This window comes from Mixta mediterraneensis (genome assembly GCF_014946725.1).
Taxonomy (GTDB): Bacteria; Pseudomonadota; Gammaproteobacteria; order Enterobacterales; family Enterobacteriaceae; genus Pantoea; species Pantoea mediterraneensis.
In genome coordinates, this window is record NZ_JACFXY010000005.1 from 86,065 (window position 1) to 111,644 (window position 25,580).

26 protein-coding genes, 3 tRNA genes and 2 pseudogenes are annotated in these 25,580 nt (G+C 54.8%); 21 read left to right on the plus strand and 10 right to left on the minus strand.

Annotated features, from left to right (window positions below; translation table 11 throughout):
- Positions 1 to 3 precede the first annotated feature (3 nt).
- The 17 genes from odhB to H2P46_RS10925 all read left to right on the plus strand — a co-directional run bounded on the left by odhB (position 4) and on the right by H2P46_RS10925 (position 13,456).
- The gene (odhB, locus tag H2P46_RS10845) at positions 4 to 1,224 is read left to right on the plus strand and encodes a 2-oxoglutarate dehydrogenase complex dihydrolipoyllysine-residue succinyltransferase (protein WP_193405089.1); all 1,221 of its coding nucleotides are present in this window, start codon (positions 4 to 6) and stop codon (positions 1,222 to 1,224) included.
- A 66-nt stretch (positions 1,225 to 1,290) separates the two neighbouring features.
- Positions 1,291 to 2,457: an ADP-forming succinate--CoA ligase subunit beta gene (sucC, locus tag H2P46_RS10850; RefSeq protein ID WP_193405090.1), complete on the plus strand. Its 1,167-nt coding sequence runs from the start codon at positions 1,291 to 1,293 to the stop codon at positions 2,455 to 2,457.
- On the plus strand, positions 2,457 to 3,332 hold the full coding sequence (sucD, locus tag H2P46_RS10855; RefSeq protein ID WP_193405091.1) for a succinate--CoA ligase subunit alpha: 876 nt from the start codon (positions 2,457 to 2,459) through the stop codon (positions 3,330 to 3,332). The genes sucC and sucD overlap by 1 nt, the downstream gene beginning before the upstream one ends.
- A 736-nt stretch (positions 3,333 to 4,068) precedes the next feature.
- Positions 4,069 to 5,640 (plus strand): cytochrome ubiquinol oxidase subunit I, encoded by a 1,572-nt coding sequence (gene cydA, locus H2P46_RS10860; RefSeq protein WP_193405092.1) that lies wholly within the window; start codon positions 4,069 to 4,071, stop codon positions 5,638 to 5,640.
- 11 nt (positions 5,641 to 5,651) lie between these two features.
- Positions 5,652 to 6,791, plus strand: a complete 1,140-nt coding sequence (cydB, locus tag H2P46_RS10865) for a cytochrome d ubiquinol oxidase subunit II (protein ID WP_193405093.1) — start codon at positions 5,652 to 5,654, stop codon at positions 6,789 to 6,791.
- A gap of 15 nt (positions 6,792 to 6,806) precedes the next feature.
- Entirely contained in the window at positions 6,807 to 6,920 is a 114-nt protein-coding gene (gene cydX / locus H2P46_RS10870) for a cytochrome bd-I oxidase subunit CydX (RefSeq protein WP_193405094.1), read from the plus strand.
- Positions 6,920 to 7,213 (plus strand): cyd operon protein YbgE, encoded by a 294-nt coding sequence (gene ybgE / locus H2P46_RS10875; protein ID WP_193405095.1) that lies wholly within the window; start codon positions 6,920 to 6,922, stop codon positions 7,211 to 7,213. The genes cydX and ybgE overlap by 1 nt, the downstream gene beginning before the upstream one ends.
- A 181-nt stretch (positions 7,214 to 7,394) precedes the next feature.
- Positions 7,395 to 7,799 (plus strand): tol-pal system-associated acyl-CoA thioesterase, encoded by a 405-nt coding sequence (gene ybgC / locus H2P46_RS10880; RefSeq protein ID WP_006118464.1) that lies wholly within the window; start codon positions 7,395 to 7,397, stop codon positions 7,797 to 7,799.
- Positions 7,796 to 8,482, plus strand: a complete 687-nt coding sequence (tolQ, locus tag H2P46_RS10885) for a Tol-Pal system protein TolQ (protein WP_193405096.1) — start codon at positions 7,796 to 7,798, stop codon at positions 8,480 to 8,482. The genes ybgC and tolQ overlap by 4 nt, the downstream gene beginning before the upstream one ends.
- 13 nt (positions 8,483 to 8,495) lie before the next feature.
- The gene (gene tolR, locus H2P46_RS10890; RefSeq protein ID WP_193405097.1) at positions 8,496 to 8,924 is read left to right on the plus strand and encodes a colicin uptake protein TolR; all 429 of its coding nucleotides are present in this window, start codon (positions 8,496 to 8,498) and stop codon (positions 8,922 to 8,924) included.
- Between the two features lie 27 nt (positions 8,925 to 8,951).
- Complete coding sequence (gene tolA / locus H2P46_RS10895) at positions 8,952 to 10,178, plus strand: cell envelope integrity protein TolA (RefSeq protein WP_193405098.1); 1,227 nt, start codon at positions 8,952 to 8,954, stop codon at positions 10,176 to 10,178.
- Between the two features lie 115 nt (positions 10,179 to 10,293).
- A complete protein-coding gene (gene tolB, locus H2P46_RS10900; RefSeq protein WP_193405099.1) occupies positions 10,294 to 11,589 on the plus strand; it encodes a Tol-Pal system beta propeller repeat protein TolB in 1,296 nt (431 codons plus the stop codon).
- 51 nt (positions 11,590 to 11,640) lie between these two features.
- The gene (gene pal, locus H2P46_RS10905; protein WP_193405100.1) at positions 11,641 to 12,162 is read left to right on the plus strand and encodes a peptidoglycan-associated lipoprotein Pal; all 522 of its coding nucleotides are present in this window, start codon (positions 11,641 to 11,643) and stop codon (positions 12,160 to 12,162) included.
- 9 nt (positions 12,163 to 12,171) lie between these two features.
- Positions 12,172 to 12,957, plus strand: a complete 786-nt coding sequence (gene cpoB, locus H2P46_RS10910) for a cell division protein CpoB (protein ID WP_193405101.1) — start codon at positions 12,172 to 12,174, stop codon at positions 12,955 to 12,957.
- 166 nt (positions 12,958 to 13,123) lie between these two features.
- A tRNA-Lys gene (locus tag H2P46_RS10915) sits at positions 13,124 to 13,199 on the plus strand.
- A 58-nt stretch (positions 13,200 to 13,257) separates the two neighbouring features.
- Positions 13,258 to 13,333, plus strand: a tRNA-Lys gene (locus H2P46_RS10920).
- Between the two features lie 47 nt (positions 13,334 to 13,380).
- Positions 13,381 to 13,456: transfer RNA gene (locus H2P46_RS10925), tRNA-Lys, on the plus strand.
- 339 nt (positions 13,457 to 13,795) lie between these two features.
- On the opposite strand, the gene tnpC (H2P46_RS10935) is transcribed toward H2P46_RS10925, so the two are convergent.
- The 10 genes and pseudogenes from tnpC (H2P46_RS10935) to dnaB-PI form a co-directional block, all read right to left on the minus strand.
- Complete coding sequence (tnpC, locus tag H2P46_RS10935) at positions 13,796 to 15,367, minus strand: IS66 family transposase (protein ID WP_193404199.1); 1,572 nt, start codon at positions 15,365 to 15,367, stop codon at positions 13,796 to 13,798.
- Positions 15,368 to 15,386: 19 nt separating this feature from the next.
- Positions 15,387 to 15,734, minus strand: a complete 348-nt coding sequence (gene tnpB, locus H2P46_RS10940) for an IS66 family insertion sequence element accessory protein TnpB (protein ID WP_193403484.1) — start codon at positions 15,732 to 15,734, stop codon at positions 15,387 to 15,389.
- Entirely contained in the window at positions 15,731 to 16,348 is a 618-nt protein-coding gene (gene tnpA, locus H2P46_RS10945) for an IS66-like element accessory protein TnpA (protein WP_193405102.1), read from the minus strand. The genes tnpB (H2P46_RS10940) and tnpA (H2P46_RS10945) overlap by 4 nt, the downstream gene beginning before the upstream one ends.
- Before the next feature lie 48 nt (positions 16,349 to 16,396).
- Positions 16,397 to 17,107: pseudogene (locus H2P46_RS10950) on the minus strand (STY4528 family pathogenicity island replication protein); the annotation flags it as partial.
- Positions 17,108 to 17,185: 78 nt separating this feature from the next.
- On the minus strand, positions 17,186 to 17,416 hold the full coding sequence (locus H2P46_RS10955; RefSeq protein ID WP_193405103.1) for a ParE family toxin-like protein: 231 nt from the start codon (positions 17,414 to 17,416) through the stop codon (positions 17,186 to 17,188).
- Positions 17,416 to 18,015, minus strand: coding sequence for an STY4526/YPO1902 family pathogenicity island replication protein (locus H2P46_RS10960; RefSeq protein WP_193405104.1), 600 nt, complete (start codon positions 18,013 to 18,015; stop codon positions 17,416 to 17,418). Before H2P46_RS10960 ends, H2P46_RS10955 begins: the two co-directional genes overlap by 1 nt.
- Positions 18,016 to 18,099: 84 nt before the next feature.
- A complete protein-coding gene (locus H2P46_RS10965; RefSeq protein WP_193405105.1) occupies positions 18,100 to 18,843 on the minus strand; it encodes a DUF2786 domain-containing protein in 744 nt (247 codons plus the stop codon).
- Complete coding sequence (locus H2P46_RS10970; protein ID WP_193405106.1) at positions 18,833 to 19,090, minus strand: TraR/DksA C4-type zinc finger protein; 258 nt, start codon at positions 19,088 to 19,090, stop codon at positions 18,833 to 18,835. The genes H2P46_RS10965 and H2P46_RS10970 overlap by 11 nt, the downstream gene beginning before the upstream one ends.
- Complete coding sequence (locus tag H2P46_RS10975; protein ID WP_193405257.1) at positions 19,083 to 20,798, minus strand: ParB family protein; 1,716 nt, start codon at positions 20,796 to 20,798, stop codon at positions 19,083 to 19,085. Before H2P46_RS10975 ends, H2P46_RS10970 begins: the two co-directional genes overlap by 8 nt.
- Positions 20,799 to 20,803: 5 nt before the next feature.
- Positions 20,804 to 22,096 (minus strand): SPI-7-type island replicative DNA helicase, encoded by a 1,293-nt coding sequence (gene dnaB-PI / locus H2P46_RS10980; protein ID WP_202987420.1) that lies wholly within the window; start codon positions 22,094 to 22,096, stop codon positions 20,804 to 20,806.
- Positions 22,097 to 22,169: 73 nt separating this feature from the next.
- Here dnaB-PI and tnpA (H2P46_RS10985) point away from each other — a divergent pair, with 73 nt between their 5' ends.
- The 4 genes and pseudogenes from tnpA (H2P46_RS10985) to H2P46_RS11000 form a co-directional block, all read left to right on the plus strand.
- Positions 22,170 to 22,805, plus strand: a complete 636-nt coding sequence (gene tnpA, locus H2P46_RS10985; protein ID WP_193405107.1) for an IS66-like element accessory protein TnpA — start codon at positions 22,170 to 22,172, stop codon at positions 22,803 to 22,805.
- A complete protein-coding gene (gene tnpB, locus H2P46_RS10990; protein WP_193403484.1) occupies positions 22,802 to 23,149 on the plus strand; it encodes an IS66 family insertion sequence element accessory protein TnpB in 348 nt (115 codons plus the stop codon). The genes tnpA (H2P46_RS10985) and tnpB (H2P46_RS10990) overlap by 4 nt, the downstream gene beginning before the upstream one ends.
- A 19-nt stretch (positions 23,150 to 23,168) precedes the next feature.
- Complete coding sequence (gene tnpC, locus H2P46_RS10995; protein ID WP_193405108.1) at positions 23,169 to 24,740, plus strand: IS66 family transposase; 1,572 nt, start codon at positions 23,169 to 23,171, stop codon at positions 24,738 to 24,740.
- A gap of 24 nt (positions 24,741 to 24,764) precedes the next feature.
- Positions 24,765 to 25,478, plus strand: a pseudogene (locus H2P46_RS11000) (tyrosine-type recombinase/integrase); the annotation flags it as partial.
- Between the last annotated feature and the right edge of the window lie 102 nt (positions 25,479 to 25,580).

The window sequence follows — 25,580 nt, forward strand, 5'->3', positions numbered from 1 at the left end:
ATAATGAGTAGCGTAGATATTCTCGTTCCCGACCTGCCTGAATCCGTTGCCGATGCCTCCGTGGCAACCTGGCACAAAAAACCAGGCGATGCCGTCACACGTGATGAAGTACTGGTAGAGATCGAAACTGACAAAGTGGTACTGGAAGTGCCTGCCTCCGCCGACGGCGTTTTGGAAGCCGTGCTGGAAGATGAAGGGGCAACCGTAACGTCTCGCCAGATTCTTGGTCGTTTAAAAGAAGGCAATAGCGGCGGGAAAGAGACCAGCGCTAAAGCTGACAGCAAAGAGTCTACGCCGGCTCAGCGTCAGACAGCTTCGCTGGAAGAAGAGAGCAACGATGCACTCAGCCCGGCTATTCGCCGCCTGATCGCTGAACACAACCTTGATGCCTCGCAAATCAAAGGCAGTGGAGTGGGTGGTCGTATTACTCGCGAAGATGTAGAAAAGCATCTGGCGAAGAAACCAGAAGCCGCGAAAACCGCCGCGCCAGCCGTCGAAGCTGCACCGCAGCAGGCCGTGGCTAATCGCAGCGAAAAACGTGTACCGATGACACGTTTGCGTAAGCGTGTGGCTGAACGCCTTCTGGAAGCGAAGAACAGCACTGCGATGCTGACCACCTTCAATGAAGTGAACATGAAGCCGATTATGGATTTGCGCAAGCAATACGGCGAGGCGTTTGAAAAACGTCACGGCGTGCGCCTGGGCTTTATGTCTTTCTATATTAAAGCGGTGGTGGAAGCCCTGAAACGTTATCCAGAAGTGAATGCTTCTATTGATGGCGAAGATGTGGTGTATCACAACTACTTCGATGTCAGCATTGCGGTATCTACGCCGCGTGGCCTGGTTACCCCGGTGCTGCGTGATGTTGATGCGTTAAGCATGGCCGACATCGAGAAGAAAATTAAAGAGCTGGCGGTGAAAGGCCGCGACGGTAAACTAACCGTAGAGGATCTGACTGGCGGTAACTTCACCATTACTAATGGCGGCGTATTCGGCTCGTTGATGTCTACGCCGATCATCAACCCACCACAGAGCGCGATCCTTGGCATGCATGCCATTAAAGATCGTCCTATGGCGGTGAATGGTCAGGTTGTCGTGCTGCCAATGATGTATCTGGCGCTCTCCTATGATCATCGCCTGATCGATGGTCGCGAATCTGTTGGCTATCTGGTTGCGGTGAAAGAGATGCTGGAAGATCCTACGCGTCTGCTGCTGGACGTCTGATTTTTACCGGGCGCGTACGGCGCGCCCACCTTATTACTCTTTTCAGACCTGAATGGATAGAACATCATGAACTTACACGAATACCAGGCGAAACAGCTGTTTGCACGGTATGGCATGCCGGCACCAACGGGTTACGCCTGTACTACACCACGTGAAGCGGAAGAAGCCGCGTCTAAAATTGGCGCAGGTCCGTGGGTAGTTAAATGTCAGGTTCATGCCGGTGGCCGCGGTAAAGCGGGCGGTGTGAAAGTCGTTAACAGTAAAGAAGAGATTCGCGCGTTTGCGGAAAACTGGCTCGGCAAGCGTCTGGTGACCTACCAGACTGACGCCGATGGCCAACCGGTCAACCAGATCCTGGTTGAAGCCGCGACCGACATCGATCAAGAGCTGTATTTGGGTGCTGTTGTTGACCGTGCGACGCGTCGCGTTGTTTTCATGGCATCGACCGAAGGCGGCGTAGAAATTGAAAAAGTTGCGGAAGAAACCCCGCATCTGATCCACAAAATGGCGCTTGATCCGCTGACCGGACCGCAGCCGTATCAAGGCCGCGAGTTGGCGTTTAAGCTCGGCTTGTCCGGCAAGCAAGTTAGCCAGTTCACCAAAATTTTCATGGGTCTGGCAACGATGTTCCTGGAGCGCGATCTGGCGCTGGTAGAGATCAATCCGCTGGTGATCACTAAGCAGGGCGATCTGGTGTGTCTGGATGGCAAACTGGGCGCTGATGGCAATGCGTTGTTCCGTCAACCAGAACTGCGCGAAATGCGTGATCCAAGCCAGGAAGATCCACGTGAAGCACACGCTACGCAGTGGGAACTGAACTACGTTGCGCTGGAAGGCAATATCGGCTGTATGGTTAACGGCGCAGGTTTGGCAATGGGCACCATGGATATTGTGAAACACCATGGCGGCCAGCCGGCTAACTTCCTTGACGTTGGCGGCGGCGCAACCAAAGAACGCGTTACCGAAGCCTTCAAAATCATTCTGTCTGATGATGCGGTTAAAGCCGTATTCGTTAACATCTTCGGCGGCATCGTGCGCTGTGACCTGATTGCCGACGGCATCATTGGCGCAGTCGCTGAAGTGGGTGTGAACGTGCCGGTAGTGGTACGTCTGGAAGGTAACAACGCCGAGCTGGGCGCGCAGAAACTGGCGGACAGCGGTCTGAATATCATTGCAGCAACTAGCCTGACAGACGCGGCACAGCGTGTTGTTGCTGCTGCGGAGGGTAAATAATGTCCATTTTGATCGACAAAAACACCAAAGTCATTTGCCAGGGATTCACCGGCGGACAGGGTACATTCCACTCTGAGCAGGCGCTGGCTTATGGTACGCAGCTGGTTGGCGGCGTCACGCCAGGTAAAGGCGGCACCACTCACCTTGGTCTGCCGGTGTTCAACACCGTACGTGAAGCCGTGGAAGCCACCGGCGCAACGGCTACGGTGATCTACGTTCCGGCACCGTTCTGCAAAGACGGTATCCTGGAAGCGATCGAAGCGGGCATCAAGCTGATTATTACGATCACTGAAGGTATCCCAACGCTGGATATGCTGACAGTGAAAGTGAAGCTGGATGAAGCGGGCGTACGTATGATTGGACCAAACTGTCCGGGTGTGATCACGCCAGGCGAATGTAAGATCGGTATTATGCCGGGCCACATTCATCAGCCAGGACGTGTGGGCATCGTTTCGCGTTCCGGTACGCTGACTTATGAAGCCGTTAAGCAGACAACGGATATTGGTTACGGCCAGTCAACGTGTGTCGGTATCGGTGGTGACCCGATTCCGGGTTCTAACTTTATTGACATCCTGAAACTGTTCCAGGACGATCCGCAAACTGAAGCGATCGTGATGATTGGTGAAATTGGTGGTAGCGCAGAAGAAGAAGCGGCTGCGTTCATCAAAGAACATGTCACCAAACCGGTTGTAGGATATATCGCCGGCGTGACTGCGCCAAAAGGTAAACGTATGGGCCACGCTGGCGCCATCATTGCAGGCGGTAAAGGCACTGCGGATGAAAAATTTGCAGCCCTGGAAGCGGCTGGTGTGAAAACTGTTCGCAGCCTTGCCGATATTGGCGAAGCAGTGAAAGCTGTTCTGCCAGCAAAATAAGCTTTACGCTTTTTAATTTCAGGCCACCTTGTGTGGCCTTTTTTATGCGTGCCGGGTACGCAGCAGTTTAAGAGATACATTCTCGTGTCCAGCCTGGGAGAAGTGAGCGAAGGGTAAAGATGCCAGCGTAAGGGGAAAAGGGGGATCGTAAAATCCGACCCTGTGCCACTTCCCATATACATGCGGACAAACATTATATCTACCCGAAAAGCCCTCAGTAGATATTTCCCTCTCACCTTCCTTTTATTTACGGCAGATGCTAACCTTTAGCACAAAAGTATCTGAGGTTAATAAAAAACGATAAAAGTAATAATCTTCCTTACAATCCTGGAAAATATTGACACCTTATTAACAACCCAGCGAGCTGAACAGGTATAGAAAGTTATTACTTTAATTCAGATCAATTATTGACGATATATAACAAAGTTTATCACTGGAAAAGCGCAAAGTTAAAGGCTTAAATTGCGTTGCATCAATCCAGCCTTTTACAAAAACTTTCAAACGCTTGCGGAATACGGGATTTCATCAAATTTCTTTGATTATTTTGCATGTGTCTAAGCATCTGGCTTGTTTTGACGCTTTTTCAGGGTTTCAAAATCTCGTTATTCGCTCATATCGGGCAGCACTTTTACCTGTTCTGTCGGTAACAAACTGGAATCAATAATCAGTCGTTCCTGACTCTTATTTAGCGCGTCATATCGCTAAAGAGAGTGGATGTGAAGAGCAAGGAGTTAATATGCTAGATATCGTCGAGCTGTCTCGTTTACAGTTTGCTTTGACGGCAATGTACCACTTCCTGTTTGTCCCGTTAACGCTGGGTATGGCGTTTTTGCTGGCAATAATGGAAACGGTCTACGTCCTCAGTGGCAAACAAATCTATAAAGATATGACCAAATTCTGGGGCAAGTTGTTTGGCATCAACTTTGCGCTGGGGGTGGCTACCGGCCTGACCATGGAATTTCAGTTCGGTACGAACTGGTCCTATTATTCTCACTATGTCGGCGATATTTTTGGGGCGCCGCTGGCCATTGAAGGATTGATGGCGTTCTTCCTCGAATCCACTTTCGTTGGGCTTTTCTTCTTTGGCTGGGATCGTCTGGGCAAAGTGCAGCACCTGGCGGTGACCTGGCTGGTTGCGCTGGGGTCTAACATGTCTGCTTTATGGATCCTGGTCGCGAACGGCTGGATGCAGAACCCGATCGCCTCCGAATTTAACTTTGAGACCATGCGTATGGAGATGCTGAGCTTTTCCGAGCTGGTGTTGAATCCGGTTGCGCAGGTAAAATTTGTGCACACGGTAGCGGCGGGTTATACCACCGGGGCGATGTTCATTCTGGGTATTAGCGCCTGGTATCTGCTGAAAGGCCGTGACATGGCTTTCGCTAAACGGTCGTTTGCCATCGCGGCCAGTTTCGGTATGGCGGCGGTGCTCTCCGTCATCGTACTGGGTGACGAGTCTGGCTATGAAATGGGCGATGTGCAAAAAACTAAACTGGCGGCAATTGAAGCCGAGTGGGAAACCCAACCCGCACCTGCGGCTTTCACGCTGTTTGGCCTGCCAGAACAGGATTCGCAGAAAAATAAATATGCCATTCAGATTCCGTACCTGCTTGGCCTGATCGCGACACGCTCAGTCGATACGCCAGTAACCGGCCTGAAAGAGTTGATGGCGCAGCACGAAGTTCGTATACGCAACGGCATGAAAGCTTACGCTTTGTTGAATGAGTTGCGCAGCGGCAGTCAGGATCCAGCGGTGCGCGAAGCCTTTAATAACAGCAAACAGGATCTCGGCTACGGTTTGCTGCTGAAGCGTTATACCGCGAATGTGGCGAATGCGACCGAAGCACAAATCCAAAAAGCGATACAAGATTCCATTCCACGCGTTGCGCCACTTTACTTCTCTTTCCGCATCATGGTGCTGTGTGGCGTACTGCTGCTGGCTGTGATTGTGCTGTCGTTCTGGAGCGTGATTCGTAATCGCATCGGTAAGAGTCGCTGGCTGCTGAAAGCCGCGTTATATGGCATTCCGCTGCCCTGGATCGCGGTTGAGGCCGGTTGGTTTGTCGCAGAATATGGCCGTCAGCCGTGGGCGATTGGTGAAGTACTGCCAACAGCGGTCGCCAATTCATCATTGACCGTGGGCGACATCTTATTCTCTATGATTTTGATCTGTGGACTTTACACACTGTTCCTGGTGGCCGAGATGTATCTGATGTTCAAGTTTGCGCGCCTTGGCCCAAGCAGCCTGAAAACTGGGCGTTACCATCATGAACAGATCGCGGCAAGTACTCAGCCGGTGCGTGGATAAGGAGAACCCCTATGTTTGATTATGAAGTGCTGCGCTTTGTCTGGTGGCTGCTGATTGGCATTTTGCTGATTGGTTTTGCGATTGCCGACGGTTTTGACATGGGCGTTGGCATGCTAACGCGCCTGTTGGGCCACACCGATACCGAACGCCGCATTATGATTAATAGCATTGCGCCACATTGGGATGGGAACCAGGTTTGGCTGATCACCGCCGGCGGGGCGCTGTTTGCCGCCTGGCCAATGGTCTATGCCGCTGCGTTTTCAGGCTTTTATGTGGCGATGATTCTGGTGCTGGCTTCACTGTTCTTTCGCCCCATCGGTTTTGATTATCGTTCGAAGATTGAGGACATGCGCTGGCGCGGCATGTGGGACTGGGGCATTTTCATTGGTAGCTTCATTCCGCCATTAGTTATTGGTGTGGCGTTCGGTAACCTGCTGCAAGGCGTTCCGTTCCATGCAGATGAATATTTGCGTCTGTTTTACACGGGCAATTTCTTCCAGCTGCTTAATCCGTTTGGTCTGCTGGCTGGCGTAATTAGCGTGGCTATGATTCTGACCCAGGGCGCAACTTATCTACAGATGCGTACCACTGGCGAACTGCATTTACGCTCACGTACCGCTGCACAGATTGCCGCGCTGGTCATGCTGGTGTGCTTTGTGCTGGCAGGTTTGTGGGTGAAATACGGCATCGACGGGTATGTAGTAACCAGCGTCATCGATCATCACGCAGCCTCTAACCCGTTGGGTAAAACCGTCGTGCGTGAAGCCGGTGCGTGGATGACCAACTTCCAGAATATGCCCGTGCTGTGGCTGTTTCCGCTGCTGGGCGTGTTATTACCGCTGATGACCGTTGTTTGCTCGCGATGTGAGAAAAGTGCCTGGGCATTTATCTTCTCTTCGATGACCCTGGCGTGTGTCATCATGACAGCAGGCATTGCGCTATTCCCGTTCATTATGCCTTCCAGCACAGTGCCGAATATTAGCCTGACCATGTGGGATGCAACGTCCAGCTCGCTGACGCTAACCGTTATGACCTTCGCTGCTATCATTTTTGTACCGATCATCCTCGCGTATACCGCCTGGTGTTACTACAAAATGTTTGGCCGTATCACCAAAGAACACATCGAGAGCAATACGCACTCGCTGTATTAATTAAGGAGACGATGCATGTGGTATTTTGCCTGGATTCTCGGCACGCTGCTGGCTTGTGCCTTTGGTATTGTCACCGCGCTGGCGATTGAACACGTTGAAGACAGCGCGGCTAAGGACGATCACGCCTGATGCGCCAGCTGATTCGGACGCAATATCGTCTGACAGATAAGGGTCCGCTACGGGCCCTTTCGCTGATTCTTTCTTTACTGCTGGCGGGATGCTTATTTTGGGATCCATCACGCTATGCGGCGCAATCCAGTAACCTGGCGGTTTGGCAGGGCTTTTTGGGTATCTGGGCGGTATGTACGGGTGTTATTCACGGTGTGGGTTTCCGTCCCAGACAAATCCGCTGGCAGGCGCTGTTTTTACCATTACCGGCTTTGCTAATTTTGCTTGTTGGTATTTACTGGTTTTATTCCTGACTTTTCCTTTCAAAATCGGTGCTGACGGTGATTTTTTGTCAGTATTGGGTCAAGAAACCTTTCTGTCATCGTTCTGATTGTTACGGACTAATAATTATTTTCTCCTGGCTCTGGCCACCCATTCCAAACCCTAATTGTCTTGCGTATAGTAGCAACGTTTAAAATGAGGCCGGGATGTAGAGTGAGTACAACGCTGTTTCGCTGGCCGGTTCGGGTCTACTACGAAGACACTGATGCCGGTGGTGTGGTTTATCACGCCAGCTATATCGCTTTTTATGAACGAGCACGTACCGAGATGTTGCGACAGCACCATTTCAATCAACAAGCGCTGCTGGAACAGCAGGTTGCTTTTGTGGTACGGCGGATGACGGTGGACTATCTTTCGGCGGCACGTCTTGACGATCTTCTGGAAATTCAGAGTGAAGTGACGTCTATGACGCGTGCCACGATGACATTCTCCCAACGTATCGTGAATGCAGAAGGCAAGGTGCTCAATGAAGCAGAGGTCCTGATTGCCTGCATCAACCCACATCTAATGAAGCCGATTGCGCTTCCAAAGTCTATTGTCGCGGAGTTTAAGCAGTGACTGACATGAACATTCTTGATTTGTTCCTGAAGGCGAGCCTTCTGGTCAAACTTATCATGTTGATTTTGATCGGCTTTTCGATTGCCTCCTGGGCAATCATCATTCAGCGGACACGTATTTTGAACGCGGCGGGGCGCGAAGCAGAAGCGTTTGAAGACAAGTTTTGGTCCGGTATTGAACTGTCTCGCCTGTATCAGGAAAGCCAGGAACACCGTGAAGAACTGTCTGGTTCTGAGCAAATTTTCTATGCCGGTTTCAAAGAGTTTGCCCGCCTGCATCGTGTAAACAGCCACGCGCCCGAAGCTGTGGTGGAAGGCGCTGGTCGCGCCATGCGCATCTCCATGAACCGTGAGCTGGAAGCGCTGGAAAACCATATTCCTTTCCTGGGCACGGTAGGGTCAATCAGCCCCTATATCGGACTCTTCGGGACGGTCTGGGGCATTATGCATGCCTTTATCGCGTTAGGTGCGGTGAAACAGGCGACGTTGCAAATGGTTGCGCCCGGTATCGCAGAAGCATTGATCGCCACGGCAATCGGTCTGTTCGCCGCGATCCCAGCGGTTATGGCGTACAACCGCCTGAACCAGCGCGTAAATAAACTGGAGCAGGGCTATGACAACTTCATGGAAGAGTTCACGGCCATCCTGCATCGCCAGGCCTTCTCCAGCGAAAGCGCTAAGTAAATAGAGGTTAACGATGGCCAGAGTGCGTGGTCGCGGTCGCCGCGAACTGAAGTCGGAAATCAACATTGTTCCGCTGCTGGACGTCCTGCTGGTGCTGCTGCTGATTTTTATGGCGACGGCACCCATTATTACCCAGAGCGTGGAAGTGGACTTACCGGATGCAACGGATTCGAAAACCGTCTCCAGTGATGATAATCCGCCCGTGATTGTTGAAGTATCGGGCGTAGGTCAATACAGCCTGGTGGTGGATCACGATCGCATGGAGCAGTTGCCACCTGAGCAGGTAATTAGCGAAGCGCAGCGCCAGCTGCAAGCGAATCCAAAGACTGTCTTTTTGATTGGAGGGGCGAAAGAAGTGCCCTACGACGAAATCATCAAGGCGCTTAACCTGTTGCACCAGGCGGGTGTTAAATCTGTCGGTTTGATGACGCAGCCGATTTAAAGTCGAACCGTTTTTTGGGAACCGAGAGTGTCGAAGGCAACCGAGCAAAACGAGAAGTTAAAGCGCGCGATAATTGTATCGGTGATTCTGCATATTGTGCTGATTGCTTTGCTGATATGGAGCTCGTTTAACGAGCACATTGAAGCCAGCGGCGGCGGTGGCGGCAGCGATATTGATGCGGTGATGGTCGATCCCGGTGCGGTGGTGGAGCAGTATAACCGTCAGCAAAATCAGCAAAGCGACAGTAAACGTGCTGAACAACAGCGTAAAAAACAGGCACAGCAGCAAGCTGAAGAGCTTCAACAGAAGCAGGCCGCTGAGCAGCAGCGCCTGAAAGCGTTAGAAAAAGAGCGTTTGCAGGCGCAGGAAGCGGCGAAAGAACAAGCCAAACAGCAGGCCGAGCAACAGAAAGCCGCTGAAGCTGCGGCAAAGCAAGCGCAGGATCAGCAAAAAGCTGCCGAAGCCGCTGCGGCGAAAGCCAAAGCTGAGGCAAAAGCGCAGGCGGACGCCCAGGCTAAAGCTGCCGCCGAGGCAAAGCAGCAAGCAGAAGAGCAGGCGAAGCAGGCAGCGGCTGACGCTAAGAAACAGGCCGATCAGCAGGCCAAAGCTGCCGCCGCAGCGGCGGCAAAAGAAAAAGCCGCACAGGAAGCCAAAGCGGCTGCAGCTGCGAAAGCGAAGTCAGATGCCGAGGCCAAAGCGAAAGCGGCACAGGAAGCCAAAGAAAAAGCGGCTGAAGCCGCTAAAGAAAAAGCCGCCGCAGAAGCTAAAGCTAAGGCCGATGCAGCTGCCAAAGCCAAAGCTGATGCAGCCGCCAAAGCTAAAGCGGCTGCCGACGCGAAGAAAAAAGCGGCAGCGGCAGCGGCAAAAAATGACAGCGACGTTGATGATTTGTTAGGCGGCTTAGCTTCCGGTAAGAATGCACCGAAAAGTGGCACCTCAAATGGGGCGGCGGGGCAGGGAAATCAGAAGAAAGCCGGGGCGTCAGGCGCAGATGTCAACGCCTATTTAGGCCAAATCACCAGCGCAATTCAGAGCCGTTTCTATGATGCGGATCTGTATCGCGGAAAAAGCTGTGATTTACGTATTAAACTTGCGCCGGATGGCTTGTTGGTTGACGTTAAGGCAGAGGGCGGCGATCCCGCGTTGTGTCAGGCTGCAATAGCAGCCGCTAAGCAAGCCCATATTCCGAAACCGCCTTCACAGGCGGTGTATGAAGTGTTTAAAAATGCGCCAATGCGTTTTAGACCGGAATAATGCAGTAAGTTACGGCAGGTTGATCTAAGGTTAGCTTGCCGTATTTTAGTCGTACTCATGGTTTCCAGGAACAGTGCCAATTATCGTGGACTGAGGTTCAGATAAGGGAGAAAAAATGAAGCAAGTACTTCGCGTATCGTTAAGTTTTTTTCTATTACTGTGGGCAGCGATGCTGCATGCAGAAGTTCGCATTGAGATCACTCAAGGCGTCAATACTGCGCGTCCAATTGGCGTGGTTCCGTTTAAATGGACAGGTTCAGGCGCGGCCCCAGAGGACATTGGTGGCATCGTAGCCGCTGATTTGCGTAACAGCGGCAAATTCAACCCCCTCGATCGTTCACGACTGCCGCAGCAGCCAACCAGCGCGCAGGAAGTGCAGCCCGCTGCCTGGAGCGCCTTAGGTATTGATGCTGTGGTGGTAGGACAGGTTCAGTCTAACCCGGATGGCAGCTATCAAGTTTCTTATCAGCTGGTCGATACGGGTGCTGCGCCAGGGACCGTGCTATCGCAGAACTCCTATAAAGTGACTAAACAGTGGCTGCGTTATGCGGCACACACTGCCAGCGATGAAGCCTTTCAGAAACTGACCGGTATTAAAGGCGCTTTCCGTACCCGTATCGCTTACGTTGTACAGACTAACGGCGGCCAGTTCCCGTATGAGCTGCGGGTTGCTGATTACGATGGCTACAACCAGTTTGTGGTGCATCGTTCACCACAACCCTTGATGTCTCCGGCCTGGTCTCCTGACGGGAGCAAAGTGGCTTATGTGACCTTTGAAAGCGGCAAATCGGCGCTGGTGGTGCAGACATTATCTAACGGCGCAATCCGTCAGATTGCCTCTTATCCGCGTCACAACGGTGCGCCATCGTTCTCGCCAGATGGATCGAAACTGGCGTTCGCTTTGTCGAAAACCGGCAGCCTTAACCTCTACGTCATGGATTTAGGTTCTGGTCAGGTTCGTCAGGTAACGAATGGCCGTTACAACAGCACCGAGCCTACCTGGTTTCCGGACAGCCAGACGCTGGCGTATACCTCAGACCAGGCTGGTGCACCTCAAATCTATAAGATTGGCATCAATGGCGGCACACCGCAGCGTATTACCTGGGAAGGTGGTCAGAACCAGGATGCGGACGTCGCTACAGATGGCAAAACAATGGTGATGATCAGCACCAATGGTGGTGCTCAGCACGTCGCCAGACAGGATCTGGAAACGGGAGCCGTTCAAACGTTAACGGACTCGTTCCTGGATGAAACGCCGAGCCTTGCACCGAACGGCACAATGGTAATCTATAGCTCTACTCAGGGGATGGGTTCCGTGCTGCAGTTGGTTTCAACCGACGGACGTTTCAAAGCGCGTCTTCCGGCTACTGATGGACAGGTTAAATTCCCTGCCTGGTCGCCGTATCTGTAATGCCTGACAACACAGGCATTGCAAACAATAAACAATAACGGGATTTTAGAAATGCAACTGAACAAAGTGCTGAAAGGTTTAATGCTGGCTCTGCCGGTTTTGGCGGTAGCGGCTTGTAGCTCACACAAAAACAACAACAACGATCAAACTGGCATGGGCGGCGCTGGCGATGGTGCTTACGGTGCTGGCGCGAACAGCGGTAACATGTCTTCTGACGAGCAAGCGCGTCTGCAAATGCAACAGCTGCAGCAGAACAACATTGTGTATTTCGGTCTGGATAAATATGACGTTCAGTCTGATTACGCTCAAATGCTGGATCAGCACGCTGCTTTCCTGCGTAGCAACCCATCTTACAAAGTGACCATTGAAGGTCATGCGGATGAGCGCGGCACGCCGGAATACAACATCGCTCTGGGCGAACGTCGCGCTAGCGCGGTGAAAATGTACCTGCAAGGTAAAGGCGTGTCTGCGGACCAGATGTCTATCGTTTCTTACGGTAAAGAGAAGCCAGCCGTTCTGGGTCATGACGAAGCTGCTTACGCTAAAAACCGTCGTGCAGTTCTGGTCTACTAAGAGAATCATATGATTAGTAACTTCAGACGTTATCTGTTGAGTCTGTCGTTACTGATTGGCGTAGCGGCCCCCTGGGCCGCTAATGCCCAGGCGTCAATCAGTAGCGTTGGGTCCGGCTCGGTCGAAGACCGTGTCACCACTCTTGAACGAATCTCGAATGCCCAGGCTCAGCTTCTGCAACAACTGCAGCAGCAAATGAGCGATAACCAAAGCGATATTGATTCGCTGCGTGGGCAAATCCAGCAAAATACCTACCAGCTAAACCAGGTTGTTGAGCGCCAGAAACAGATCTATCAACAGATCGACAGTCTGAGCAGCGGCAACAAGGGTGAACAGCAGGCAGCAGGCGATGCAAGTGCGGCAGCCAGCGCTGGTGGCGAAGCGGGCGCTGCGGCTTCCTCAGGGACGCCAGTACAAAGCGGTGACGCGAATAGCGACTACAATGCTGCGGTTGCGTTAATCCTTGAGAAGAAGCAGTACGATCAGGCGATTACCGCGCTACAGGCATGGGTAAAACGTTATCCTGATTCGACCTATCAGCCGAATGCCAATTACTGGCTGGGTCAGCTGTTTTATAACAAAGGGAAAAAGGACGACGCGGCGTATTATTACGCGACGGTGGTGAAAAATTATCCAAAATCACCTAAGGCGTCAGAAGCGTTGCTGAAAGTTGGCGTCATCATGCAGGAGAAAAACGACACGGCGAAAGCCAAAGCGGTGTTCCAGCAGGTGATCAAACTTTATCCGAACACTGACTCGGCTAAACAAGCCCAAAAACGTCTGTCCGGATTGTAATGTGTGCAGGCCAGGCCGGTTTTCGTTTGATTTCTGGTCTTGCCGCATGAAAGGTGAGCAATCAGATCCTTTAACAGAAAATAAGGGTTGTGCTGCCTCGGTAAATCAGTAATATATGCCGCCGTTGCCGGGACACAATGCAAGCGTGTCTGGCAAGCCTGAAGATGGGTCGTTAGCTCAGTTGGTAGAGCAGTTGACTTTTAATCAATTGGTCGCAGGTTCGAATCCTGCACGACCCACCATCTCCCGCCGGACTTGTTCCTCAAGAGACGCCTTCAGCATTGCTTCACAATCTTAGATGGGTCGTTAGCTCAGTTGGTAGAGCAGTTGACTTTTAATCAATTGGTCGCAGGTTCGAATCCTGCACGACCCACCATCTTATTCTCAAGCCCGCCAGGTTTGAAAGGTTGTCAGCACCTCAGCGGGTCGTTAGCTCAGTTGGTAGAGCAGTTGACTTTTAATCAATTGGTCGCAGGTTCGAATCCTGCACGACCCACCAATTCAGAAAAAAGCGCCTTCAGGCGCTTTTTTCGTTTCAGACGCACAGTACTTAACGTGCAGGATGTGACCTGTTGCAGGTTCGACTGAATCGCCGGGAGCGATTCAGACTGATGCGCCAGCATCACCCGCAGGGCGAGGCCCCGGACGGGCCGGGGTATATCCTGCACGACCCACCAATTCAGAGAAAAGCGCCTTCAGGCGCTTTTTTCGTTTCAGACGCACAGCGCGCATCCTGCACGATTTGCGCCTTCAGAAAACAGCGTTTTAAGTTACATAATATAAAAAGAAAAAGCGGGCAGGCCTGAAAGTAAGCGTCTCATCCAGACCGTATTGACGCTCAGACAAAAGTGAGATCGACCTTCCAGGGCAGCAGATCACGGACCCGGTTCACCGGCCAGTCCTGGATATGACCGATGACGTAACGCAGCCACGCCTCCGGTTCCACGCCGTTAAGCCGGCAGGTGCCGATCAGCGAGTACAGTACCGCAGCACGTTCCCCGCCCGCGTCTGAACCCGCGAACAGCCAGTTTTTCCGCCCCAGGGCAACGCCACGCAGCGCGTTCTCTGCGATGTTATTGTCTATCTCGGCCCAGCCGTTGCTGCAGTACAGGTTCAGCGCATCCCACTGCTTCAGCAGGTACGAGAACGCCTTCGCCGTATCCGAGTGGCGCGACAGCACCTTCATCTGTGCCTGTACCCAGTCGTACAGCGACTGCATCAGCGGGACCGTCTGCTCTTTCCGGACCGCCAGCCGCTCCTCTGCCGGGCTGCCGCGTATCTCCGCCTCGATGGCATACAGTTTACCGATGCGCTTCAGCGCTTCGGTTGTGACGTCGGTCGGTGTGCGGACGTGAACGTCATGGATTTTTCGCCGGGCGTGCGCCATGCAGGCCGCTTCGGCGATACGGCCGTCTTCGTACAGTGCGTTGTAGCCGCCGTAAGCATCGGCCTGCAGGATACCGCTGTATCCGGCAAGGTGTTGCTGCGGATGTATCCCCTTACGGTCCGGCGAGTACGCGAACCACACCGCCGGGGGAAGCGGTGAGCCCGCGTTACGGTCGTCCCGCACGTAGACCCACAGCCGGGCCGTGCGGGTTTTACCGCTGCCCGGCTCCTGAACCGGCACAGGGATATCGTCGGTATGCACCTTGCCCGGAATCAGCACGTACTGGCGCAGCAGGTCATACAGCGGCTCCAGCAGTTCGCTGACCGCACCGGACCAGCGCCCCAGTGTGGCACGACTCAGCTCCACGCACTGACGCCGGTATATCTCTGACTGACGATAGTGAGGCGTGTGCTCTGCGAACTTTGCCGTGACGATGCGCGCCAGCAGCCCGGGACCCGCGTAGCTGCGCTCTATGGGTTTTGCCGGCATGGTCGCCTGAACGATGTGGTCACATCCACAGCAGGCCAGTTTTGGCCGCTGCGTTTCGATAACCTTAAAGGCGCTGCTGATGAGCTCCAGCTGCTCCGATACGTCGCAGCCCAGCGCGCTGAGCTCTCCGCCGCACGACGGGCAGGCGGTTTCTGCCGGCGACAGCGTGCGGGTTTCGCGGGGGAGTGTGGCCGGTAATGGTTTACGGGCAGAAGACTGGCGCAGCGGTTGCGGAACCACCGGGTCATGCTGCTCACCCAGCGCCTCAGCCATCTCCTCCTGCAGGGCGCCGATGCGCTCTTCAGCCTCGCGCACCTGGCGCTGCGTTTTCTCACGCAGCTTTTCGGAGCTTTTGCCGAACTGCATGCGCTGAAGCTTAGTGATCAGCGCCTTCAGCCGGTTGATTTCGCTGGCGTACGCCGCCACCCGCTGTGAGAGCAGGCGGTTATACTCCGCCATTTTGCGGATGGTGGTCTGCTGCTCCAGCAGCAGCGCCCTGAGCCGGGCGTTTTCATCGGGAAGGGATGCGTCCATAACCCCATTTTACAGCAGGTTATATCCGCAGGCCAGGCCGTTCAGTCCGCTGTGGGTGCTTCCAGTTAATGCCTTCCAGCAGCATGGAGAGCTGCGCAGGCGTCAGATGCACTTTTCCGTCACGGGTCACCGGCCAGACGAAGCGCCCCCGCTCCAGTCGTTTGGTGAACAGGCACAGGCCGTCCCGGTCGGCCCACAGCACCTTTATCATGTCGCCGCGACGACCGCGAAAGATAAACAGATGACCGCTGAACGGATCGGTGCGAAGCGTGTTCTGCACTTTCGCTGCCAGCCCGTTGAAGCTACAGCGCATATCTGTCACGCCAGCAACCAGCCAGATCCGCGAACCTGCCGGAAAGCTAATCATGACTCACCCTCCCTGAGTTCGCTGACCAGTGCGCGCAGAAGTTCAGGCGTCAGCGGGCCAGTCAGGTTGAGGCTTCCACCTGGCAACGTCAGCCTGCAGCTGATGACCGGTGGCAGGTCTGCTGATACGACGCCGTTTTGCCTGGGCGGAGGGACAACAGGCTCCATAGTAACCGGAATCAGAGTCGCTCTGTTGGCCGGATCCAGTAGCCCCTGACGATGCAGATTGCGCCAGTTGAACAGCAGATTATCGTTAATGCCATGCTCACGGGCAATTTGAGCCACACAGGCGTCCGGCTGCAGGGTCAGCTCCGCCATGCGAATTTTGAATTCCAGAGGCCAGTCCGGCCGGCGTTTTTTTACAGGAAGATTTGTCTCAAGATTGAAGGCATAGAGCTCTTCCTCCAGGCGTTCAGGCGTGTATTCTTCCGACAATGGCCAGTTAATTCCGGTTCGTCGAAAACGCGTGAACATTTTATGTATGGCAGATGAGCTAAGGTTCAGTTGTTCTGCTATTTCACGGTAAGTCAGAGCCTCATTAAAGCGCAGGCTCAGCGCTGTGAAGATCCATGGTCTTCTGGTGTAAGGCGTATTTTTGTCCACGGTAGTGTCCATGGTAGGAAACGCGGGCAAAAATAAAAGACGGTCTGGATGAGACGCTTACTCCGGACTCAGTAAATCCGGGGTGTTTTTTATGCTTTTCTGGCTGAGTCCGGAATCCGGACTGCGGGTCACAGACTGCCGATGACGGACCATCTGCTCAGGCGTGGACGGCGCGCTCAGGCGACTTTCGATAAGAGCCAGCCGACTGTGACGGTGACGCATTCCCGGGTCCTGAAGGATGTCATTCACCACGGCCAGCGCGGTCATGCGGACGGCTTTATTTCGGCTCATGCAGCTCTCCTCAACAAGCTGGAGCCATCCCGGGTCAAAGGTTTCGGCGTCACGGTAACCCAGTGGCTCATCATGCTGTGCGTAGATGTTGCCCCGGACGCGGCCACGGTCATCCCGCACCCGCTTACACAGGCTGAGCCAGCCGGTCAGACGCAGCATCAGCAGAACGCGGCTCACCGTATCCCGGGAGGCTTTCTCTGAGTGCGCGGAGGCAAGCTGAACCTGCAGCTCATCATAAGTCGGAAAGATGGCGCCCTCATTCTGCTGTGCGTAAAGCCTTATCATCACCCAGCCGGTTTTATCGAGCGGTGAAAGGCGCGTATCCAGAAACAGCCTGCGCGGGAACGCATCGTGGACGTTACCCATGAACAGCAGCCCGCTGCGCTCCTGGCTGACATCGCCGGTATCGGCGCGCCGCTCAAGATTCTGCTGCATTCTGGTGAGCGTGTGCGCCACAATGCTGTCGGCCGGAATGGTCATTTTATGCTCTCCTCTTCTGCCTGAGACAGCACAGTGCCGGGATAAACCCGGCACTGTGTGGTCATCAGCGGCAATCCGTTACCGGCGTATTTCACGGTTATAGGTCTCATGGTCCATCAGCCACCACTGCCGGCCACCATCCTTACTGAGAATGCGCCAGAACGGTCCCACGTCTATCTTGAGGTAGCCGTTCATGGTGAGTCGGCGGAACACCTTCTGTCCGCCACATGCAGCCCGAAACAGCCGCTGCGCGCGGCGGCGCACTGCCGGTGACACCTGCTGGCGGGAAGAAAAATCACCCATTTCCATCACGCCTCCTTGCGTACCGGAGGTTCAGCCCTGCGTGAGGCAGCATTTGCCTCACGACACCACTGGCAGACCCGGCTCCATACGGCCGTCAGGGAAAGACCCAGCTGCTCGGCCGCCAGCATCATCGCCTCCAGCGCCTGATGGGAGTCGGGTGATGACAGACCGGCCACCTTCCACTCGGCCCAGAGCGCCGCATCCTGCGGCTCTGTCAGGGCCTGAGTTCGTCCCTGCCGGGACTCAATGCCCATCAGACGGCGGCGTGCACTCACCTCCGAGGGAGACAGACCAAAGTACCGGTCAATCAGCTCCATCGAGCCGCCGAGCTCCAGTGCGCGGTCAATCATCATGAAGCGCTTCTGCTCATTACGGGCCTGATTGAGCATCAGCCAGAAGTTTTCATGATTCAGGGTGACATCGAGCACGGAAACGTGTGACTGGCTGAGGTAGTGCAGTTCATCAAGACTCAGATGGCTCAGCGCGCGGATTTCCTCAACCGACATACCCAGCGACTCACAACGGCGGATATTGCCGTTTTTGACGTCCATCAGCAGTGAGGACAGAATGGCCGTGGTGGCCTGAGAAAGATTATGCTGGCTCACAGGCCACCTCCTGATATCGCCCGGTCAGCGATGAGCAGAACATCAAACAGCCAGCCCGACAGGCAGGCACTCCATAAAAGAACGTCAGTCATGTGCATGCCCTCCCGCCGTTATCTGCCGGGTAGCCTGTGCGCCACTGAGGCCATGATGCAGGTCGGTATCACGACCGGTGAGAAAACCGGCAACCCGGGCCGCTCTGTCACCGCGACAGTGACCCGCCTCCCGGACAGTCAGACCGGCCAGCGTATTACCTTCATGACGCAGAGACAGCCAGCGCTGCAGTACGGCGTTCTCTCCCTCTGACGACGCGAACGACTGCAGCACCTGCCAGACGCCGGATACCCAGCCTTCACGGAACTGGTCTGCCCGGCGACGGCGTGTGCGCAGAAGAATGCGGCGGGTACGGGATCCGGCCCTGTGCGCGGCAGTCGCGGCCCGCAGCTGGCGCTGGAGAACGGTATAGATGTAGAGCGCCACCTCCGGCCGTTCGCTGAAACCATAAAAGTGCAGTGAACGGCGCACGCTTTCCACACCCTGTGTACTGACATGAACATGCCAGCCAAACCAGCATCGGCACCCCGTGGCGATACAGACCCCTGTTGCCAGCGAGTTAAGCCAGGCCGGCACCTTTTCCGCATCACTGGTCAGGCTGAGGCAGACTGTTTCAGTGACGTCACTGAGGGAAAGCATGTCCGGCGTCAGGCCGTGACGTTGCATCAGGCGCTGAGCCAGTGCCACCGCTCGGGCGGCTTCATGCGGGTTGCTGTTGCGGGTGCCCAGCGCCATCAGGCGCCGGATACGGGCGGTAATTTTTGCGTTATCCGACATGGCGCATCCTCCTTCCGCCAGAAGCACGGTGACGGCCCTGCCACTCTTTCACGTCCTGGCAGCCGGCACAGAGTTCCACGCCGGGAACCGCCCGCTGGCGGGCAACCGGAATATCTGCACCGCAGCATTCGCAGAACGCTTTTGACGGTTTTACAGAATGCACCTGTGCCCGGATGGCATCGATGCCGCGCTGGGTGAACAGGGCCGTACTGGCCTGCGCCATTTCATCGTTCAGGTCATCAGACATTGTCCCCTCCTTTTGCAGCCAGTCGCTGCAGCTCGCGCAGACGGCGGATAACGCGGATAAGACGCAGGGTCTTCACCACGGTGATATCGTCGAATACAGCCGTGTCAGCCGGTGACTGAGAGCCGAAGAAATTCAGGCAGAACATGAACATGTTGAACTGTCTGTTGGGGAGCGAGCCGGACAGACCGGCAAGAAACAACGAGAATTCACTGCCGGTTTCAGAAACGGAAAAGCCAGCTGACTGAGGGTGTTTATCCTCACGCACATTATCCGCGCAGCCCATCGCCTCAGCGATTTCGAAGACAAGCCGGTAGGCCATATCCTGCAGGTGCTCAATATCATCCTGGAGTGCCGGGATGTGCCAGATATCGCTGACCGGCTCAAGGCCGGTTGCCGCGAAGGCAACAGAGTTCACGCCAGCAGAAAAAGATTCATCCTGCTCACCGAATGCCGAAACGAGCTCACTGCTCCCAAAATCAGGCAAAACAGCGCTCTCAGCATTGCCAGCAGAAATGCCACTCTCTCCGGTAATAACCGGACGTCCGCCAAACAGGTCATTCTGAACTTCACGACGCGGTTCACTGCCGGCAGTAACAAATGGGCTGTCCGGCAGAACGGCACTGTCAGGCAGTTCCGGTGCGGGTTCAGGCCGACCCTGCGTGGTCAGCGTACCGCTGCGCAGGCCTGTGACCGGCGTTTCGGAGGAGGGATCTTCAGGCAGGACTGTTACCGACGGATCAGCACGCTCGCGGCTGCCTGACCGTTCAGATGGTGTTGTCAGTGTTGGCGGCGGCGGTGGATCACCAAACTGCTCACGGCGTTTCTGCTCCCGGGGATCAAGCTCAATGAGCCAGCGGTCATAGTTCAGGCTGGGATGCGGTAGTGCCTTAACCAACTGGCCTATCAGGTCATCACGCAGATGGTCAAATGAATAGCTGTCAGGGTCATTGAAGTTCTGACAGGTTTCTCCAAATACCCTCTCGAATTCATCTGCTGAGTTATCCGATATGTCATATTTAGACCATACTTTCTCGGCAAGAGATCTCAGATTGAGTATTGGGATGACCTGCCCACGGCTGAGTCCGCTTTCCAGAAGATCAGGCATGTGCGGGTGAAGATATTTGAGGGTGTCTTCCATCCGACTAATACTGGATGAGTGTATAGGATAGCCTTCAAGATTAAGGAGATCAGACAGTTCGCGAAGTGAGACTGAGCGCCCCATTTGGTCTTCCTGAATGGCTCTTGCATTATGAATACCAAACGCTTTATCGATATAACTCAGGTCTCCCCTGACCTCATTTTCTGCCAGGTGGCCGACGAGACATTTAAGCCGCCCGGGCCACGGTTTAAAAATGGTGTGAACCCGATAAAAACGCTCATCGCCGGTTTCCTGCCACAATTCGCAAAGGATCTGATATCGGGTATTACCGCCGTCACTGAAGATATAGACGTCTTCGCCGTCCGGATCGCGTGTCACTTTGGGAATGGAATCCAGTCCACGCGCACGCACGGAGGCTTTGATTTCTTCATAACGAGGATTGCGGCCTTTACGGGGGTTGTCAGGATTCGGGCGCAGCTGGTCGAGAGTGAGTACCATTGCCATCTCGCTGACCGGCAGTGGCACCTCCGGCGTCTCCGCGGTCTGAGACGGTGACTTACCCCGCTGCAGCATGGCTGCACCGAGATTAATGTGACGCACGTTGTTCACGTTGCTCATGCGTACCTCCCTGACCGATCAGCGATATCAGAAAAACGGGTGTGGCGCCCTTCATACCGCAGGCGGATCGTCCCTGTGGGACCCTGCCGCTGTTTGCTGATGATGATTTCAGCAACACCTTTATCCTCGGTATTTTCGTGATAAACCTCATCACGATAGATAAAGACAATAACGTCAGCATCCTGTTCAAGTGACCCCGAATCACGTAAGTCACCGTTATTGGGGCGTTTATCAGCACGGCTTTCCAACTGGCGGTTCAGCTGTGACAGCGCCACTACCGGACACCCCATCTCTTTGGCCAGCGCTTTAAGGGAACGTGAGATTTCAGCAATCTCCTGAGTGCGGTTTTCCTGATCCGGGCAGCGCATCAGTTGCAGGTAATCAAGCCCGATGATCGAGGGATGACCATAGCGGCGGGCATTACGCCGTGCACGGATACGCAGTAATGAGGGGGTAAGGTAGCTGGTATCATCGATAATAAGACTGTCGTTCAGATCACCCATCAGCAATGCTGCCGCGTTTGAGGTACGAGCCCAGTCCTCGTCGTCCATGAGGCCGCTCTTAAGATGCGTGAGGTCAACGCTGCCAAGTGAAGCGAGCATACGCATAAGGATCTGATCGGTTGGCTGCTCCATACTATAAAGCTGCCCCTTTGAACCCACTTTTTTCTGAAGTGAGTTGAGTAAAAGGCTTATCAGCAAAGCCGTTTTCCCCATTGAGGGTCGTGCCGCGATAAGAACCAGGTCGCCGGCCTGGAGACCACTGGTCATGGCATCAAACTCGTCAAATCCGGTAGGGGTGCCGGTGATACCGTCAGGCACATTACAGCGCCGCTCCAGCTCTGGCAGCAATTTTTCCATACCATCAATCAGTGTGACACCCTGTTCCGGTTCACCACGCTCTGCCAGTCGGGTAATTTTCTGCTCGGCAGTCTCCATCACCCTTTCGAGATCAGTGCCAGGCGTTTTTACTGATTCCGTTATTTCAGAGCCAATGGCAGCCAGCTGCCGCGCCCGGCTGTTTCTGGCCACAATGTCACAGTAAGCGGCAATATTGGCCGCACTCGGGGTATTTTTACTGAGCTCAGCCAGGTAGGCGAAGCCACCCAGCTGTTCAAGGGCATCTTTACCGCGACTTTCAATACTTTCGGCGAGGGTAATCAGGTCGAGCGGCTTTCCGGCCGTAACCAGACGGGTCATTTCCTGGAAAATAGCCTTATGAACTTTCTGGAAAAAATCATCAGCACTGATACGAAGTGCGACTTCATCCCAGCGCTCGTTATCCAGCATCAGGCCACCGATAACAGACTGTTCGTAAGCGTCTCATCCAGACCGTCTTTTATTTTTGCCCGCGTTTCCTACCATGGACACTTTCGCGAACATGGACACTACCCTGGACAAAAATACGCCTTACACCAGAAGACCATGGATCTTCACAGCGCTGAGCCTGCGCTTTAATGAGGCTCTGACTTACCGTGAAATAGCAGAACAACTGAACCTTAGCTCATCTGCCATACATAAAATGTTCACGCGTTTTCGACGAACCGGAATTAACTGGCCATTGTCGGAAGAATACACGCCTGAACGCCTGGAGGAAGAGCTCTATGCCTTCAATCTTGAGACAAATCTTCCTGTAAAAAAACGCCGGCCGGACTGGCCTCTGGAATTCAAAATTCGCATGGCGGAGCTGACCCTGCAGCCGGACGCCTGTGTGGCTCAAATTGCCCGTGAGCATGGCATTAACGATAATCTGCTGTTCAACTGGCGCAATCTGCATCGTCAGGGGCTACTGGATCCGGCCAACAGAGCGACTCTGATTCCGGTTACTATGGAGCCTGTTGTCCCTCCGCCCAGGCAAAACGGCGTCGTATCAGCAGACCTGCCACCGGTCATCAGCTGCAGGCTGACGTTGCCAGGTGGAAGCCTCAACCTGACTGGCCCGCTGACGCCTGAACTTCTGCGCGCACTGGTCAGCGAACTCAGGGAGGGTGAGTCATGATTAGCTTTCCGGCAGGTTCGCGGATCTGGCTGGTTGCTGGCGTGACAGATATGCGCTGTAGCTTCAACGGGCTGGCAGCGAAAGTGCAGAACACGCTTCGCACCGATCCGTTCAGCGGTCATCTGTTTATCTTTCGCGGTCGTCGCGGCGACATGATAAAGGTGCTGTGGGCCGACCGGGACGGCCTGTGCCTGTTCACCAAACGACTGGAGCGGGGGCGCTTCGTCTGGCCGGTGACCCGTGACGGAAAAGTGCATCTGACGCCTGCGCAGCTCTCCATGCTGCTGGAAGGCATTAACTGGAAGCACCCACAGCGGACTGAACGGCCTGGCCTGCGGATATAACCTGCTGTAAAATGGGGTTATGGACGCATCCCTTCCCGATGAAAACGCCCGGCTCAGGGCGCTGCTGCTGGAGCAGCAGACCACCATCCGCAAAATGGCGGAGTATAACCGCCTGCTCTCACAGCGGGTGGCGGCGTACGCCAGCGAAATCAACCGGCTGAAGGCGCTGATCACTAAGCTTCAGCGCATGCAGTTCGGCAAAAGCTCCGAAAAGCTGCGTGAGAAAACGCAGCGCCAGGTGCGCGAGGCTGAAGAGCGCATCGGCGCCCTGCAGGAGGAGATGGCTGAGGCGCTGGGTGAGCAGCATGACCCGGTGGTTCCGCAACCGCTGCGCCAGTCTTCTGCCCGTAAACCATTACCGGCCACACTCCCCCGCGAAACCCGCACGCTGTCGCCGGCAGAAACCGCCTGCCCGTCGTGCGGCGGAGAGCTCAGCGCGCTGGGCTGCGACGTATCGGAGCAGCTGGAGCTCATCAGCAGCGCCTTTAAGGTTATCGAAACGCAGCGGCCAAAACTGGCCTGCTGTGGATGTGACCACATCGTTCAGGCGACCATGCCGGCAAAACCCATAGAGCGCAGCTACGCGGGTCCCGGGCTGCTGGCGCGCATCGTCACGGCAAAGTTCGCAGAGCACACGCCTCACTATCGTCAGTCAGAGATATACCGGCGTCAGTGCGTGGAGCTGAGTCGTGCCACACTGGGGCGCTGGTCCGGTGCGGTCAGCGAACTGCTGGAGCCGCTGTATGACCTGCTGCGCCAGTACGTGCTGATTCCGGGCAAGGTGCATACCGACGATATCCCTGTGCCGGTTCAGGAGCCGGGCAGCGGTAAAACCCGCACGGCCCGGCTGTGGGTCTACGTGCGGGACGACCGTAACGCGGGCTCACCGCTTCCCCCGGCGGTGTGGTTCGCGTACTCGACGGACCGTAAGGGGATACATCCGCAGCAACACCTTGCCGGATACAGCGGGATCCTGCAGGCCGATGCTTACGGCGGCGACAACGCACTGTACGAAGACGGCCGTATCGCCGAAGCGGCCTGCATGGCGCACGCCCGGCGAAAAATCCATGACGTTCACGTCCGCACACCGACCGACGTCACAACCGAAGCGCTGAAGCGCATCGGTAAACTGTATGCCATCGAGGCGGAGATACGCGGCAGCCCGGCAGAGGAGCGGCTGGCGGTCCGGAAAGAGCAGACGGTCCCGCTGATGCAGTCGCTGTACGACTGGGTACAGGCACAGATGAAGGTGCTGTCGCGCCACTCGGATACGGCGAAGGCGTTCTCGTACCTGCTGAAGCAGTGGGATGCGCTGAACCTGTACTGCAGCAACGGCTGGGCCGAGATAGACAATAACATCGCAGAGAACGCGCTGCGTGGCGTTGCCCTGGGGCGGAAAAACTGGCTGTTCGCGGGTTCAGACGCGGGCGGGGAACGTGCTGCGGTACTGTACTCGCTGATCGGCACCTGCCGGCTTAACGGCGTGGAACCGGAGGCGTGGCTGCGTTACGTCATCGGTCATATCCAGGACTGGCCGGTGAACCGGGTCCGTGATCTGCTGCCCTGGAAGGTCGATCTCACTTTTGTCTGAGCGTCAATACGGTCTGGATGAGACGCTTACGAAACAGCCATGCGTCAGGGGGAAATTCTGTCCCTGCGCTGGGAATATGTGGATCTTCATCTGGGCATTGCTCACCTGCCGTTAACGAAAAATGGCACCGCCCGTGATGTGCCTTTGTCATGGAAAGCAAGGCAGGTTTTGAAGGAGTTTGCGGGGCCGGTGACGGGCCCGGTTTTTGATTACACCTCAAACGGTTTTAAAAGCGCATGGCGGGTTCTTCTGGCTGAGCTGGAAATACATGATCTCCATTTTCACGATTTGCGTCATGAAGCGGTCAGCCGATTGTTTGAGCTCGGGACATTGAATGTCATGGAGGTCGCGGCGATCTCAGGCCATAAAAGTATGAATATGTTGAAACGTTATACACACCTGCGGGCTTCTCAGCTGGTCAGCAAACTGGATGCCCGACGCCGTCAGGCACAGAAGCTGGCAACGTTATTTGTTCCCTACCCGGCAGAGATTTCAGAATCCGATGGCCTATTCCGGGTGCAGTTCAGTGACCTGGAGCATCCAGCTATTACAGCAACAAATCGTGACGAAGCCCTGTTAAATGCAGCATCAGGCCTTCTGAGAATTCAGGCACTGGCAGCGCGAGCCGGTAAAAGGCTTCCGCCACCTGGTGAAATTGGCGTGCGGGATCCACGTCGCGTACTGATTAATCCTTTCCAGAAAGGGGGAGAGCTGGCAGACACTGATAACGGGGCTTAACCCAGGACTTTGTTTTATTGATCGTGTATTTGATACCGTGCCCGGGAGACTCTGGTCGCGATTTTTTCCGGAAGTGTCGTTCCGGGCCTTCCAGCGGTAATT